The 15,175-nt window shown below is 40.4% G+C and carries 14 protein-coding genes; 10 read left to right on the forward strand and 4 right to left on the reverse strand.

The window, feature by feature from the left end; genetic code table 11:
* Positions 1-24 precede the first annotated feature (24 nt).
* Entirely contained in the window at positions 25-840 is an 816-nt protein-coding gene (locus A923_RS0117030) for a sterol desaturase family protein (protein WP_017222897.1), read from the reverse strand.
* A 93-nt stretch (positions 841-933) separates the two neighbouring features.
* Between A923_RS0117030 and A923_RS0117035 the strand changes: the two genes are divergently transcribed.
* From A923_RS0117035 to A923_RS0117045, 3 genes are read left to right on the forward strand one after another with little or no spacing between them, the layout of a single operon-like run.
* A complete protein-coding gene (locus A923_RS0117035; protein WP_017222898.1) occupies positions 934-1,473 on the forward strand; it encodes a hemerythrin domain-containing protein in 540 nt (179 codons plus the stop codon).
* Positions 1,473-1,868, forward strand: coding sequence for a DUF2249 domain-containing protein (locus A923_RS0117040; protein WP_017222899.1), 396 nt, complete (start codon positions 1,473-1,475; stop codon positions 1,866-1,868). The genes A923_RS0117035 and A923_RS0117040 overlap by 1 nt, the downstream gene beginning before the upstream one ends.
* Positions 1,865-3,310: a hypothetical protein gene (locus tag A923_RS0117045; protein ID WP_017222900.1), complete on the forward strand. Its 1,446-nt coding sequence runs from the start codon at positions 1,865-1,867 to the stop codon at positions 3,308-3,310. Before A923_RS0117040 ends, A923_RS0117045 begins: the two co-directional genes overlap by 4 nt.
* 93 nt (positions 3,311-3,403) lie before the next feature.
* Here A923_RS0117045 and A923_RS0117050 read toward each other — a convergent pair whose 3' ends face one another.
* A complete protein-coding gene (locus tag A923_RS0117050) occupies positions 3,404-4,426 on the reverse strand; it encodes a calcium/sodium antiporter (RefSeq protein ID WP_017222901.1) in 1,023 nt (340 codons plus the stop codon).
* A gap of 413 nt (positions 4,427-4,839) precedes the next feature.
* Positions 4,840-5,868 (reverse strand): endonuclease/exonuclease/phosphatase family protein, encoded by a 1,029-nt coding sequence (locus A923_RS0117055; RefSeq protein ID WP_017222902.1) that lies wholly within the window; start codon positions 5,866-5,868, stop codon positions 4,840-4,842.
* A 342-nt stretch (positions 5,869-6,210) separates the two neighbouring features.
* On the opposite strand from A923_RS0117055, the gene A923_RS0117060 reads away from it, so the two are divergent.
* From A923_RS0117060 to udp, 4 genes are all read left to right on the forward strand, one after another.
* Complete coding sequence (locus tag A923_RS0117060; protein WP_237716237.1) at positions 6,211-7,209, forward strand: virulence protein; 999 nt, start codon at positions 6,211-6,213, stop codon at positions 7,207-7,209.
* A gap of 1 nt (position 7,210) precedes the next feature.
* A complete protein-coding gene (locus A923_RS0117065; RefSeq protein WP_017222904.1) occupies positions 7,211-8,470 on the forward strand; it encodes a DUF4056 domain-containing protein in 1,260 nt (419 codons plus the stop codon).
* Positions 8,470-9,780: a BamA/TamA family outer membrane protein gene (locus A923_RS0117070; RefSeq protein WP_017222905.1), complete on the forward strand. Its 1,311-nt coding sequence runs from the start codon at positions 8,470-8,472 to the stop codon at positions 9,778-9,780. The genes A923_RS0117065 and A923_RS0117070 overlap by 1 nt, the downstream gene beginning before the upstream one ends.
* Positions 9,781-10,000: 220 nt before the next feature.
* Positions 10,001-10,768 (forward strand): uridine phosphorylase, encoded by a 768-nt coding sequence (udp, locus tag A923_RS0117075; RefSeq protein ID WP_017222906.1) that lies wholly within the window; start codon positions 10,001-10,003, stop codon positions 10,766-10,768.
* 130 nt (positions 10,769-10,898) lie between these two features.
* On the opposite strand, the gene A923_RS0117080 is transcribed toward udp, so the two are convergent.
* Positions 10,899-11,564: a glutathione S-transferase gene (locus A923_RS0117080; protein ID WP_017222907.1), complete on the reverse strand. Its 666-nt coding sequence runs from the start codon at positions 11,562-11,564 to the stop codon at positions 10,899-10,901.
* Between the two features lie 178 nt (positions 11,565-11,742).
* Between A923_RS0117080 and A923_RS0117085 the strand changes: the two genes are divergently transcribed.
* The 3 genes from A923_RS0117085 (at position 11,743) to pgl (ending at position 14,841) form a co-directional block, all read left to right on the forward strand.
* Positions 11,743-12,246, forward strand: a complete 504-nt coding sequence (locus A923_RS0117085) for a type II secretion system protein (protein WP_017222908.1) — start codon at positions 11,743-11,745, stop codon at positions 12,244-12,246.
* Positions 12,247-12,542: 296 nt separating this feature from the next.
* Positions 12,543-14,024 (forward strand): glucose-6-phosphate dehydrogenase, encoded by a 1,482-nt coding sequence (zwf, locus tag A923_RS0117090; protein ID WP_017222909.1) that lies wholly within the window; start codon positions 12,543-12,545, stop codon positions 14,022-14,024.
* Positions 14,025-14,121: 97 nt separating this feature from the next.
* Positions 14,122-14,841, forward strand: coding sequence for a 6-phosphogluconolactonase (gene pgl, locus A923_RS0117095; RefSeq protein WP_026006306.1), 720 nt, complete (start codon positions 14,122-14,124; stop codon positions 14,839-14,841).
* Positions 14,842-15,175: the final 334 nt, after the last annotated feature.

Raw genomic sequence — 15,175 nt, forward strand, 5'->3', positions numbered from 1 at the left:
TTTAAATTGGATATTCAATATCGTTTATTTATTTCTAAACGGTTGCGTTAGCATATTCTGTATTTGGTATTCCTTAGCGTCACGAAAATACGGTAAACCGATCTGCATTTTTTGATGACCTAATGTAGGTTGCGCTTGGTAACTGCCAAATAAGCGATCCCACCAGGGTAAGCAAAAGCCAAAGTTACGGTTAGTTTCACGGCCATTGATTGAGTGATGCACTCGGTGCATATCGGGGGTCACTAATAAATAGCGCAGGTAATGGTCGACCTTAATTGGTAATCTAATATTGCTGTGATTAAACATTGCCGTCAGATTTAATAACATTTCAAATAATACCACGGCTATCACAGGGACACCCAGTGCAATAATAACGGTAATTTTGATCAGCATAGATAACACAATTTCGATGGGATGAAAACGGATCGCGGTGGTGAGGTCGATATCAAGATCGCTGTGGTGCATACGATGTAAACGCCATAAAACAGGTACTTTATGAAATAAGCGGTGTTGAAAATAAATGGCAGCATCAAGCAGTATTACGGCTAAAATAACGATGAACGAACTTGTCATAAGGTCTGTGTCAGCTATTAGGGAGACTAATCCCCATTGCTGTTGCTGGACATACAAGGCGGCATCGATAGCCAGAAATGGCATCAGTAGTTTTAGCGTGAGGTTATTCAACATCACCATCGCAATATTGTTGCCCCAACGCTGCAGTTTAGAAACGCTTAGCGGTCGTTTTGGCTGATAGTGTTCCCACACGGCTAATAATATAAATAAACCGATAAAAGCACCCAGTCGCAGTGCATTGCTGTTAATGATAAACCAGTCGCTCATACCTTGCTCCTAATGAGACTCTTTTAAGTCGTTATTGTGCGTTATAAACATGTCGTTGCCAAGTGTCGTTATGTTGCTACAAAGGCAAACAAAGTGCACGTAATCTTTATTGCTGCAATAGACATATATCAATTACAAGTAATGAGTGCTTCCGTAATATGGGCGTTATATCACTACTGTTTGTTACTTGAGGCTTATATGCACACTATCCCTGATTTTATGACTGCTCAACATCGCCATTGTGATGATTCTTTTATTGCTGCAGAATCTGCGGTATCGGCAAAGAAATGGCCAGAAGCTGATAGCCAGTGGGCTATATTTACAACGGATCTTGAGATCCATTTACAACAAGAAGAAACGATTTTATTTCCCGCGTTTGAGCAAGCAACTGGTATGACGATGGGACCAACGCAAGTGATGCGTGCTGAACATGCACAAATGCGTCAATTAGTGGCAGAAATGACGCAACAATTGTCTGTGCAGAATAAAGATCTATTCTTAGGGTTATCTGAAACCTTAATGATCTTAATGCAACAGCACAATATGAAAGAAGAGCAGATGTTATACCCAATGACGCAGGCGCACTTACCGGATGCAGATGCGGTATTGCAGCAAGTAAAAGCGTACTCGTAATGGCGATAACTTTACAATCAACTAAAGTGCAGTCAACAGAAGTACAATCTACCCCAATACAACCGGCTAAACTGCAAGGCATTAAGCTTGATGTAAGCGAGTTACCCATGCCTGAACCAATGCGTGAGGTATTACTGGCGTTAGCGGAATTGTCCCCAGGTCAGTGTTTGATTATTTATCACCGTAAAAACCCGACGCCGTTATATCCCAAGTTAGCAGCGTTAGGATTTGTTTACCGCGTTGATATTGATTATGGTTTTAACCAAGCATCGGCTCTTGTTGGTCATCAAAGTAATGATAATGGCAGTTGTGAAGATTTAGCCGTTATCATCAAAGTTGCTTTTAAAGCGGATGAATCGGCATTAGCCGCATTTTCTGAGCTGGAATTAGAATGAACCTTGCGGGATTAGACTTTGATAACATACCGCCATTTTCAGTGCCGATGCGGTTCTTTTTTGTCGCGCCTGTATTTGCATTCATCAGCGCGTTAATTATTGCTGTTGCTGGCGAGTCGATGTGGTTAACCCGCTGGCATCCCGCCACTCTCGCTGTTACCCATGCTATTGTGCTGGGCGTTATTTCTATGATCATGTGTGGGGCTATTTTACAGTTATTACCGGTATTGGCAGGCAAATCTTTACCCAAGGTTAAACTTATTTCAACATTGACTGTGATCTTGATGGCTGCGGGCACACTGTCGTTAATTCGTGCATTTTTAGCGAATATGTTGGTATTAGGTTTGGACTCAAGTAATAGTAATTTCTTTTTTGCTGTTTCAGGTATCTCATTTACCCTTGGTTTGGGTGGTTTTATCTGCGCAATATTATGGTTGATTAGACAGCGAAGTCAGGCCAGTGTATCAATCAATACAATGCGCTTAGGTTTTATTGCTATGCTGGTGGTTGGCATTATTGCCAGTTTACTGTTAGCTGGTTACTTATTCGCTAGCCAATTTAATATCACCAAGCAACTGACTGATAGCCATGCTAGTTGGGGACTGATTGGTTGGATCAGTTTAGTGATTATCGGTGTGAGCTTTCAAGTACTGCCTATGTTTCATGTTGCGCCTGCTTTTCCGCGTTGGTGCTCGCGTTATCTCCCTGGCTTTCTGTTCATTACATTGCTTATTTATACGTTAATGACCTTGGTTATCACCCAACTTACTGTTATTGATAGCATTGTGATTGAATCAATTGTTGATAGTGCAGTGTGGCAATTCATACAGACGATTTGTATTGGTTTATTACAGCTAAGCTTGATGGTATATGCTGTCACGGCTATGCATTGTTTATACCGACGTAAGCGAAAAATCAGTGATGCTAGTGTCACTTGTTGGTTTATTGCCTTAACGTGCTTATTTCTTTGCTGTGCTATTAGCTTAGTGATGAGTTTAGTGATGAGCTTAGACATGGGCTTAATGAATAATTCAGTGACAAGTGTTGAGGCTTTGCTATTCAATTTAGGTTGGTCACCGTTAACACTCGCATCGATATTTATCTATGGTTGGATATTGAGTGTGATCATGGCGATGATCATCAAGATAGTGCCTTTTTTGGCCTACCTACATCTGCAGCGTCAATGTGGTTTTCATCTGCAAGCATTTGCGTTATTACCTAATATGCACGAACTATTAAGTAAATCGCGGATGCAGTATTTATTATATAGCCATGTATTTAGTCTGTTTGCTTTGTGTATGACCTTATATAGTCCCCAGAATTACTGGTTATTATCATTAGCTATAATAGGGCAGTTTGGTTATTTATTGTTTTTGATGATCAAGGTCAGTAGTCGCTATCGTCATATAACAAGCGCTATTGATGAGGCGTTATTAAGCTAGCATATAATAAGTGTATAAATAAGTGCATCAAGGTAACTCTCGATGCACTATTTAAATGTGTAATGTCACTTAAGCTGTAATTTTAACTGTTGCCTAAGAGGTAAATAGTACCCAGGTATAACCAACAAACATAATCAACAATACCGCGCCAGAAAGGCGACCGAAGCGATAGTTTAGTTTACTGTCTGCCGCGATTAACGCGTCTGTTTGTTGCTCAGGTTTCAAATTAGAACGACGTTTATTCACGACAAAATAAGTCATGGTGAATGAGATAACCATAAATGCAGTCATAATCGACAGCATTGGAATATCACGTGTTAATACTTCTGCTGGCAGTTGTAAACCATCACCAATTAAGCCTGGGAACGCCAGCACACCTAATAGATTAAAGGTGTTTGAACCAATCACAGTCGCGAATGCAATTTCAGGCATACCACGACGCACACCAGCAATAGCAGCTGCCAACTCAGGTAGACTCGTCCCAAATGCCACAATTGTTAGACCAATCAATAAGTCGCTTACGCCCATTGCTTTAGCAAGTTGCACGCTACCCCAAACCATGATTTGTGAACTGATTAATAACATGATTAACATAGCGATAGTTTCGACTAATGCTCTATTTTGACTTACATCTAAAAATTCTAATTCATTTTCAACATCATCTTCAGACGATGATTTAGCCAAATAGACACAGTACAGTGCAAGTAATAGGATAAGCACTAGACTATCCCACATGGTAATTGAACCATTCGACATTAATGCGATCACGGCAATAAGTGCGATAACGAGAATCGGTAATTCACGTTTAATGAAGCGTACTTGAATAACAAGTGGCATAAACAAGGCACAAAGCGCTAATACTAAGCCGCTGTTGATAATATTAGAGCCAATGGCGTTTCCGACAGCTAGACCTTCTGCACCATTAAATGACGCGATCGCACTGACGACTAATTCTGGAAATGATGTACCAAAAGCAATGACGGTCATACCAATAAACATGACTGAAACACCAAATTGTTTGGCTAATGTTGATGATACTAAGATAAGACGGTCGGCACTGACGGTGAGTATAATGAAGCCAACTAACACAGCAATGATGGGTAATAATAAAGACATAGGATTCTCGTACGAGGGCATTTAGACATAAACAAGCGACACCCTGCCCTCGAAAGTAGGTGGTTACTTGTTCAAGTCTCATCAAACTTAGTATCGGGTTATTAGCTTTAAACTATTAGCTTTAAAGTATTAACTTCGAACTAGGTTGAATACACCACGACCTGTTGGTCAGTTATGTTGATGTATTCCTTCACGTGGTGAAGCGACTACTCCCTCGAATAGATGCGGGCATTATAAAATAGAATTAGGTTAACGCAAGCAGAAACTGTCATTTAATTACACAGTAATTTATATCGTCATTTACAATATTATTTATCGACAGGTAATCGCCTTTGAATCCAGCACCTTATTCTTAAATTAAGGGTTAAGGGTTAAGGGTTAAGGGTTAAGGGTTAAGGGTTAAGGGTTAAGGGTTAAGTCCTGAGTTGTAAATTGATTTGTACCACTGCATGATCGGTGCTTTCGCTATCACGTGCATAGATAGGATTAATCAGGTGGCGGTCATAGGTGTGGTAATCACTGACTTCATACAGGCTACGCTGATATTCGGCATTAAACTCACACGACAGTAAGATGTAATCTAATACTGAACCTTTATTAAAAAAGTAATGCGTCGGTGGGCGCGGGTCTGGTGTACTGCTTGCGATCACACCATTTGCGGCGTGTTGGTATAAAAACCAGCTATCCTGCAGGCTGAACTGTTTGACAATATCTTGTGCTTGCGGGTCTGAATTGAAGCGTAATGTGTTCATGGTTAAGTGAGATAATACCCCGTCGCGATCATTATCTAGTCGGTCATTAAAATCACCCATTAACATCATCGGATTGTTAGTCGCTAGTCGACGTTGGATCATTTGTTGGAATAATAACGCGGCTTCAGAACCGCGTTGCATTGATGATCCCCAACTACCGCACATTTGTTTGGTAAAGGCATCAAGCACAGCTTTGGTTGTCGCCAATTTATTATCGTCACTTTCTAACATCGGTCGTTTAGATTTAAAATGCACAACATAACAATCTGTTGTACCTAGGTGCGGTAATTCAATACTGGCACGCAGTGGTTTACGGCTAAATTGATATTCAGCAGACAATCCCATACTCACGGCAAGTTCGCTATCTGGCATGACAGCGGTGATATCTGTGATTGGGTATCGGGATGCTATCGCTACGACGGGACTACGGAAAATATAGTCTTCGATTACATCTGCGCTATCGACCACGGAAAAATACGGATAATCACAATCTGCGACTAATGCTTTTAATGAATCGGGGCTGAATACTTCTTGAAAACCGATCACGTCAGGTTGATGCTCAGTAAGATAATCTCTTATCCACTTCTGCTTTTTCTGCCATTGCACCTCGTCATAGATACGATCAAAGTCATAACAAGCATAGGGAGGCTCAATATAATTGAAAAGATTAAACGTGGCGATTTTTAGCATAGATAAGAAAGACCAGATAGATGGAAAGTAACTGTGATGGTTATAACAAGCTTAGCAGGATGGGGCAAGTAAGTATTTACGACATCTTTGCTTATAAATCGTTCAGGGTAGTTTGTGTAATTAATAACGTATTATTTGACAGTCTGTTGTTTTCGTATGCCCGACTATATCGACTTATTATCCACATATAGCTGATTTATATAAAATTAACCTGGTAAATAATAATGATGTTAATAATTGGTTACTGTAAGTTATTGTAATTTAATGTAATTCACTTTCCACATTGTTGTTTTCCTAAACGTGTTTGTTAGACTCCGCGCCTTATTAGTCTTTAGAGGTAGTATGATGAACAACAACACGCATTTCACAATGGCAATGACGGCACTTATCAGTAGCTCGTTTTCTGTATCCGCCAATGATCATCTATTTACCTCTACAGATTTAGACTCGGCCAACAACAGTAATGTGAAACATATTGTCGGCATTGAGCAGGCGCAGGTGCCGGTGGCATCGACGGCGTTAACTGCTGATGAAAGTGAATTACTCAGTGTTGAAGAATTCGATAGATATGAACGTAACTTTCCGATTTGGGCACAAGAAGCTATCGACCTTGGACATGAATTGCCCAAGCCGTATGGTTTTAGTATGACTTATATGAAGATGGAACAGCCTCTTGTTGTAGATTCAGTAGCTTTTAGTGGTATAAATCCTTGGGTAGATGAAAACGTTAAAGTTGGCACATCAACCGCACAGCAAGAGTCTGAAACGTTAACGCTTCGTGGGGATATTTGGGTGCTACCGTTTTTAAATGTATATGGCATTCTGGGTTACACGCAGGGCAGTAGTACTGCAGTGGTTAATCCGACTCTTGAGCGACCTCTATTCCCTAATAGACCTCCGCTTAGCTTAGGCACGCACGACTTTGAATTGAACTTTAAAGGTATTACCTACGGCGCAGGTACCACGATCGTTGGTGGTATTGATAATTGGTTTGCGTTACTCGATGTCAACTACACCAATACCGCATTGGATATATTAGATGGTGAAATCAGCTCAATTGTGGTCTCTCCACGAGTTGGCTATCGCTGGAAGTTCAAAGGCCATGATATGCAGTTATGGACTGGTGCTATGTATCAAAATGTAGAACAAACATTTGCGGGGAATCTCAAGGATATTGGCATCAACCTACCAGGTAAATTTGAAGTCGAGCAACACCTTGAAGACAAATGGAATACCTTAATCGGTGGGCAAGCGCAAATTACCAATAATGTTGATCTGCTCATGGAAGCAGGTTTAGGGACTCGCAGTAGTGTGATGGTTAGCCTAGGGTACCGTTTCTAATATGATGTCATTAGCTAAAGTATTTATTTTTGCATTTGGCGCGATGTTGTTAACCGCTTGCAGCCAAGATTGGCAAGTTCGTGCATTACCTACAGATGTCGCTGTCGCTGAAGCATTAACGGCGCAGCCTGATAAGAGTGTACTTGCAAGCACTGAACTAAATGGTTATTCAAGCCTAGAAATGCCTGGAGATGTAAGACCTTGCTGCGCGTTTGGTAATGCCCAAAAAGTCAAAGTAGGCACATTACAAGTACCATTCTTTCGTTACGCTAATACACTTGATGCGGATGATATAGGTGCTCATGCCTTTGACGCTGGCTCGTTTAGTTATGTGAAAGCATCACCCGGCGGTAGTAGCGGCGGCGAAAACAATGGCCAAATTTATACGCGACTTGGTGGTTTCATTGATTTAGCCCATGTACGCGATACCGCTGATAACACGGTTATTTTGTTTTATAAAATTTATAAGCAATTAGGTAAAGAAGCAAAAATTGAGTTACCACCTGAAATAGGGCCCCGTTACATCCAATTAAAAGCCCTTGATATAGAGCATCTGGATCCATTACAGCGCTGGAACTTAGCGGCTGATATCGCCGCAAGATTAGGTTACTTAATGGCGGAATCACATGAAATCGCACAATGGCACGGCTATCGTAGTTGGGCGCTTTGGTCTGAAGAGGTATCGGCTTATTCACCTGAAGATATCTATTCAAATATGCTGGGTGCTAAGATCGCCGTGGCATTAATCAGCAATAACTTAGCCATGAATAAAACCTTGTTTAATCAGCACATGAATGGCTGGTTAACCGCGGCAATCAATCAGCTTGAGCCTGTAACAGCCGAGCAAACGAACGCGTTGTTTGATGTGATTGACGGCGATTGGTGGGATTCAAAGGAACCATTACCCAATAAATTCATGCTGTTAAAACGCCATTATGCCTTGGGTGATGTTCAGTCGCCGTATTTAGTGGATAAACAAACTGCCCAAGCGCATGCGCATTGGCCTTTGCTTGCACCGCTCTATGAAGATGAACACCAAGCTAAACCGCTATCACTGTTACGTTACAGTCATGGGGTCGATATAGATGACGTGGCCAAGTTGTGGTTATTTATTGATGATAAGTTTAAAGCTAACTTTAGTCATATCCCTGCGGAACTGTGGGCGAATGGTTTTACCAGTGAGCAGTTTTTAGCATTGTCTGCATATAACCAGATTGAAGATGATAAGCAGTTAAAAGCCAAGCGCGAGGGTGATAAATAATGCTGATCCGTCGAGCCAAGCGATATCAAACCAAGCTATATAAAACCAAACTATATCAAACCAAGCTATATCAAACCAGGTTAGGGTTACCGCTACTGCTCTCTAGTTCATTGCTGTTGCTGACTAGTCAAAGTGCTTTTGCGGATACTCCTTCTCAAACAGATGGCACTCTTCATGTCGATAACAGTACTTATATAGAAAGTACTTATGTAGAAAGTGATGTAGATGAAAGCGCTCAGGTTGAGCAGGGCGGTTGGATCGATGGATTACTAGAGAACCTCGGTGCAGATGGCGAATATGACCAAGACAAGGTGATTGATTTTAGCGTATTACCCGGGCCTTTTTATAATCCGGAAATGTCATTTGGTGTTGGTGTCTCGGCAATTGGACTCTATCAGGTAGATAAAAATGATGAAGTAAGTCAGTTATCGACATTAATTATTAATGGCTTTGCATCTGCTAATGGCTCACTGGGGATTGCTGTCGCAAACAAAACCTTTTTACAGCAAGATACGTTACGGTTTTATGTTGATGCCGTTATCGCTGATGCGCCTGAAGTATATTATGGCCGCGGTTATGATGAAAATAGACAAGATGATAATAAGGTAACATTTGATAATCAGCAATTATCACTGGCGCCTTCGTTACGCAAACGTATTTCCGCGCAAAGCTTTATTGGTATTGGCATGGATTTTAACTATAGTTCAGCCGATGATATTGATCGCGGGCAGTCGCTAGTCGATAGCAGTATGTTGGTGGAAAGCAGCCGTAGTGTTGGGGCTAGCTTATTGGTTAATTACGATAGTCGTGACAGTGTGCTAAGTCCTCGTTCTGGGCGTCTTGTCGAGCTTGATTCGAAGTGGTATCGCCAAGAGTTTGGTAGCCAAGCTGACTTTAATGTTCAATCGTTATTATATAGTGAGTACCTGAGCATAGGTGAGAGCGGTGATGTATTGGCTTGGCAAGTTCATGGCCGCTTTACCCAGGGGGATGTGCCTTGGGATCAACTTTCGGCGTTAGGCGGTGGCGGGTTGTTACGTGGTTATAACTCGGGACGTTATCGCGATGAGCAAATGTTATTGGCACAAGTTGAATACCGTTTAAACCTACCAGGCCGTCATGGTATGGTATTTTGGGGCGGTGCTGGTGGACTTGCAGATAACATTGATAAATTATCAGCAGATGAAATATTGCCAACGGCGGGCGTGGGTTATCGATTTGAAGTTAAGCCCAAAGTTAATCTACGCTTAGACATGGGCTTTGGTAATGGTGATTCAGGGTTCTACTTTAATGTGAATGAAGCGTTTTAAGCGAACTTATTAACACGTTTAACGGAATTGATGAAAATACAGTTAAGTATTGTTTATAGATGTGAACATGAATGAAATATAATTAGGTTATATATGAAACATGTGATTATTATCACTTTATAGGCAAGCCTGCTGCTTTATCATTGTTTTTTAATATTTACCGCCATTTTTAATACTGAACTTTATAATGACGGTTCTCTCCGGTTTTAAGGAATATGCTATGACTACTGCAAACGTTTTTCACCTTGGTATCAATAAATCAGACTTACAAGGTGCCGAATTGGCTATCATTCCAGGTGATCCAGCGCGTGTCGAAAAGATCGCACAGCAAATGGAAAATCCTAAATTTTTAGCAAGTCATCGAGAATACACGGTTTATTTAGCTGAATTAGAAGGTAAGAAAGTCGTAGTATGTTCAACTGGTATTGGCGGTCCATCAACGTCTATTGCAGTTGAAGAACTTGCGCAGTTGGGTGTGACGACATTTTTAAGAGTCGGTACTACTGGTGCAATTCAAGAGCACATTAATGTTGGCGATATGATCGTTACAACTGCTTCAGTACGTCTTGACGGTGCCAGCTTACATTTTGCACCAATGGAATTCCCTGCTGTGGCCGATTTTGCCGTTGCTACTGAAATGAAAGCGGCTGTCGATGCTGAAGGCATTAAAGTGCACATGGGTGTTACTGCATCAAGTGATACTTTCTACCCAGGTCAAGAACGTTACGATACATTCTCAGGTCGTGTAACACGCCGTTTCCAAGGTTCTATGCAAGAATGGCAAGACATGGGCGTACTTAACTTTGAAATGGAATCTGCAACACTCTTTACTATGTGTGCAAGCCAAGGTCTTAAAGCAGGTTGTGTTGCCGGTGTTATTATTAACCGTACACAAAAAGAGATCCCTGATGCAGCGGCAATGAAACTTGTTGAAACAAGATCGATTAAAGTTGTGGTTGATGCAGCACGTCGTATGCTAAAAGCATAAAGTAGGTTTTACACGTATGTTATCGAAGTGATAATACGTAATAAACAATACTGATATTGAATATTAAGCCAGACTACACATGTAGGACTGGCTTTTTTCGTTTTAATAACAAACCGTAAATAGCTATCGTTTAGTGACTACAAGCAAAATAAACGGCTTTGTCACCCGCAGACCATTGAGGGTATTTATACATAATATCAGTAAATAATGTAGAGCTTGTGTGTCGTGCTAACCAAGCGCGTAATTTAGGGTAGGGCGATTGCTCAAACCAGACTTTATCAACGCTTGCAAACTGACGGATAAAGGGAAAGATAGCCATGTCAGCGAGACTCACATCTTCACTAATCAGATTATTATGCAATCTTAGCAGCAGTTCTAATTGAGTAAGGAAATGGCTGCCTTGCTCGCGATATTGTGCTTCAGTAAATTCAGGGTGGCGGTCAGCGTATTTATACTTATCTAAAATAGCTTTAAATTCGTTATCATTTTCATCGATCAGTGAGCTGATCTGTTTTTGTAAATTGGGTTGGTTCTGGCGGCACCAATCATTGCTGTCATTTTGCGTAAGCGCCCAGTGCATAATATCGCGACTTTCATCAATGACTTTTTTATTTTGAGTGACTAAAACTGGCACAGTGCCTTTCGGTGAGTAAGCTAACAAGCTTATTGGTTTATCTTTTAATACCACTTCTCTTAATTCAACTTCAACTTGGCTATAACAAATGGCGAGGCGCGCTCTCATTGCGTATGGGCAACGTCGAAACGAATAAAAAGTAGCAGGACGAGTAGGTCGCATTAATAGACTCCAACATAAATCATTTAAGATATTGAGATTAAACTATCTAACTTTGTTTTACTGTATCAAATCAGCGCGATATATACATTAAAATGATTATATTATTAGTCTTGAATAGACCGTAGATATGTTAGTATTCGGCCGAGATAACTGAACAAGTTTAAGGTATTAGATTTTAATGAATGAAAAAATGGGTTTTTCATTGCTGGAGTTAACATTTGTTATTGTGGTGCTTTCCGTTCTAGCTATGTTTGCTATCCCCGAATACACCAAAACGCACCGTGAAGCGAAAGTCGCTGTGCTGACTGATCTGCGTGGTAAATTAATCAATGCCGTAGACACCTTGAAAACTGCATCAAATATCGAATCACGTAAGCAGACCATTAACGGTCAAGCGTATGTTCAATATGACATCAGACAATCCTATCTTGTGTCTGGCAAGCTGTTACATCCGACTGAAATCTGCCATATCCTAGGGCTAACCTCTGGCCCCCTTGTTGAAGGCGATACCATTACTTCAATTGACGGCATGTATACCTGTAAAAATGTAAGCCCTAAACAGAGTTGGGTTAGAATGAATCAGCTTGAATCGACAGACTGCGCATTGTCATATATTGCCCATTACAATAATGAGTCTATCGCTAACGTTGAGATTAAATTGACTGGCGATTGTTTAGAGTGAATTGACGCTTAATTTACGCTGATTATTTATACACCTGTTAACATTGATTTAACCGCTTTAATTTTGTAAACCTTCGATAAATTGTTTCATTCGAAAGTCTTTGTCCATTTAATTAGAGCTACACTTTCGATCAAATGCCTATTTGTGGGTATTTGATGAATATATTGCTGAAACCATTTTAATTTTTGCTCATTTTGAGTGATAATGCCGCGCCTAGTCCGTTATCTATGCATCACGCAAACAGACTAGCGCCATATATTCTAATCTTTTCGATAAAATCTTTAGGAAGTAAAACCATGGTAAAACCTGAGAATAACAGTATTGTCATTTTTGGTGCTTCGGGTGATTTAACAAAACGAAAGCTACTCCCCGCGCTTTTTCACCTTTATGTCAATGAACTGTTACCTGAAGATTTTTCTATTTTGGGTGCGAGTAAAACTGCATTCACGGACGATTCATTCCGTGAGAAAGTAACTAATGATTTAATCCTAAGTGAAGGCATTACTCAGCAACAAGCTGAAGCGTTTAGTCAACATTTGTACTATATCTCAATGAATATGACCGACCCTGACAGTTATGTTGCTTTTAAAGATCGTTTAGAAGTCCTATCTGAGACGCATAACACGGTTGGTAATGCTATCTATTATATGGCGACACCGCCAAGCCTATATGCAGCAATCTCTGCAAATTTAGCAATACATAAACTGAATAAAGACCGTAATGGTTGGAAACGTTTGATCGTTGAGAAACCATTTGGTTATGACCTTGCTTCTGCAAATGCACTTGATGAACATCTACATACTTGTTTCCGTGAACGTCAGGTTTACCGTATTGACCATTACCTCGGTAAAGAAACAGTACAGAATTTATTAGTATATCGCTTCTCTAACGGATTATTCGAGCCGCTGTGGAATCGCAGCTTTGTCGACTATGTTGAAATTACCGCCGCTGAAAGCTTAGGTGTGGAACAGCGTGGTGGTTATTACGACCATTCTGGTGCAGTACGCGATATGCTACAAAACCACTTGTTACAAGTACTTGCTCTTGTTGCAATGGAACCGCCTGCGGTAATCAACGCAGATGCGATGCGTAACGAAGTGGTTAAAGTGATCCAAAGCTTACGTCCACTTGAAGAACAAGACCTACGTGATAACTTAGTATTAGGCCAATACACCAAGAGTATTGTGAACGGCGAAGAGATGCCGGGTTACCGTAGTGAAAAAGACGTTGATGAAGATTCTCGTACTCCTACCTATGTAGGAATGAAAATTATGATCGACAACTGGCGTTGGAACGGCGTACCTTTCTATGTGCGTACGGGTAAACGTATGCCAGAACGTTTGACTGAGATCGTGGTTCACTTTAAGAAGACACCACACCCAATCTTTGGTCAGAATGCGCCAGAAAATAAACTGATTTTGCGTATCCAACCAAACGAATCAATTCAAATGGACTTTGGTTTGAAAAAACCAGGTGCAGGTTTCACGGCTCAGCAAGTATCAATGAGTTTTGACTATAATAGTTTAGAAGAAAATAATCTGTTAACAGCTTATGAGCGTTTATTACTTGATTGTATGAAAGGCGATGCAACACTGTTTGCCCGTTCTGATGCCGTTAAAGCCTGTTGGGAATTCGTGCAGCCAATCTTAGACTACAAAAAAGAAGCTAAATCTTTATTTGGTTATAAGTGTGGTAGCTGGGGTCCGAATAAAGCAGATGAAATGCTTGAGAAAGATGGCCGAGAATGGCGTTTTTCAAGTGAAGAAGTCATTAACTAAATTACTGAGTTATTCTGGGTCATTAATTAAGTCGTTAATTAATGACTTAAATAGTTAAATAGCTAAGTCGTTAAATAAATAACAGTAGCGTGGGATCATGATGGATTATCGAACTTTTGAAACACCTGAACAAGTCGTTGAGTCATTAGCTCATTCACTTGTTGAATACAGCCAGCAAGATAAGCCGGTACATATCTCGTTATCAGGTGGTAGCACACCAAAACTTTTATTTAAAGTTTTGGCACAAGCACCATTTTCAACGAGTATTACCTGGGCTAATTTACATTTTTGGTGGGGCGACGAGCGTTGTGTAACACCTGATGATGCTGAAAGTAATTTTGGTGAAGCACAAACATTATTATTTTCTAAGGTAGCGCTACCAACAGAAAATATTCACCGTATTTTAGGTGAAGATGCACCAGAGCAAGAAGTCGTTCGTTTTGCAAAAGAGATGCAAGAATGTATCCCAATGCAAAATGGTTTACCTTGTTTTGATTGGATCTTACTTGGTATGGGTGGTGATGGTCATACTGCCTCATTGTTCCCAGGCCAAACTGATTATAATGATGACAATATTGCAATCATTGCGCAGCACCCTGAGTCAGGACAATACCGTATTTCTAAAACGGCACGTTTATTAGCTAATGCAAAACGTATTAGCTATTTAGTAATGGGCGCAGGTAAAGCACAAGTGATCAAGCAGATCCATGATAATGATGATGCGGCACTGGCATATCCAGCGGCACAAGTTAAAGCAACTCAAGGTACAACTGAGTGGTTTTTAGATGCAGACGCGGCAAAATTAATAAGTAATTAAGACAGAGACCGAATGGTTTAGTTTGATGTACTTAGTTTAAAGGCCTGTTAGTTAATTCTGACAGGTCTTTTTTCGTTCACTTGCTTATTTTTCATACTAGCCAATAAAAAATAATTCCTCATAAAACAAATTTTAAAGCGTTATAAAGCAGCGATCTTAAATTCAGCTAATATTAGTTTGACTTACATGAAGATCTCTTCTTAAATGGCGTTTTAAGCGCCTTCTCGACAGTATTTTATTTATATTCTTTGTGTTTTTATGTTTTACGTGGTTTTTTCAACTGGTTTCTAGCTTGTCACTAGCCATTTATGGTTATTTTTTGACGCCGGATTTG

Origin of the sequence: Moritella dasanensis ArB 0140 (genome assembly GCF_000276805.1) — a bacterium.
Classification (GTDB): domain Bacteria; phylum Pseudomonadota; class Gammaproteobacteria; order Enterobacterales; family Moritellaceae; genus Moritella; species Moritella dasanensis.

Excerpts from the sequence above, each read along its gene's own strand:
- A923_RS0117030 (WP_017222897.1), bottom strand. The coding sequence starts at position 840 with ATGAGCGACTGGTTTATCATTAACAGCAATGCACTGCGACTGGGTGCT.
- A923_RS0117040 (WP_017222899.1), top strand. The coding sequence starts at position 1,473 with ATGGCGATAACTTTACAATCAACTAAAGTGCAGTCAACAGAAGTACAA.
- A923_RS0117045 (WP_017222900.1), top strand. The coding sequence starts at position 1,865 with ATGAACCTTGCGGGATTAGACTTTGATAACATACCGCCATTTTCAGTG.
- A923_RS0117050 (WP_017222901.1), bottom strand. The coding sequence starts at position 4,426 with ATGTCTTTATTATTACCCATCATTGCTGTGTTAGTTGGCTTCATTATA.
- A923_RS0117055 (WP_017222902.1), bottom strand. The coding sequence starts at position 5,868 with ATGCTAAAAATCGCCACGTTTAATCTTTTCAATTATATTGAGCCTCCC.
- A923_RS0117060 (WP_237716237.1), top strand. The coding sequence starts at position 6,211 with ATGATGAACAACAACACGCATTTCACAATGGCAATGACGGCACTTATC.
- A923_RS0117065 (WP_017222904.1), top strand. The coding sequence starts at position 7,211 with ATGATGTCATTAGCTAAAGTATTTATTTTTGCATTTGGCGCGATGTTG.
- A923_RS0117070 (WP_017222905.1), top strand. The coding sequence starts at position 8,470 with ATGCTGATCCGTCGAGCCAAGCGATATCAAACCAAGCTATATAAAACC.
- udp (WP_017222906.1), top strand. The coding sequence starts at position 10,001 with ATGACTACTGCAAACGTTTTTCACCTTGGTATCAATAAATCAGACTTA.
- A923_RS0117080 (WP_017222907.1), bottom strand. The coding sequence starts at position 11,564 with ATGCGACCTACTCGTCCTGCTACTTTTTATTCGTTTCGACGTTGCCCA.
- A923_RS0117085 (WP_017222908.1), top strand. The coding sequence starts at position 11,743 with ATGAATGAAAAAATGGGTTTTTCATTGCTGGAGTTAACATTTGTTATT.
- zwf (WP_017222909.1), top strand. The coding sequence starts at position 12,543 with ATGGTAAAACCTGAGAATAACAGTATTGTCATTTTTGGTGCTTCGGGT.
- pgl (WP_026006306.1), top strand. The coding sequence starts at position 14,122 with ATGATGGATTATCGAACTTTTGAAACACCTGAACAAGTCGTTGAGTCA.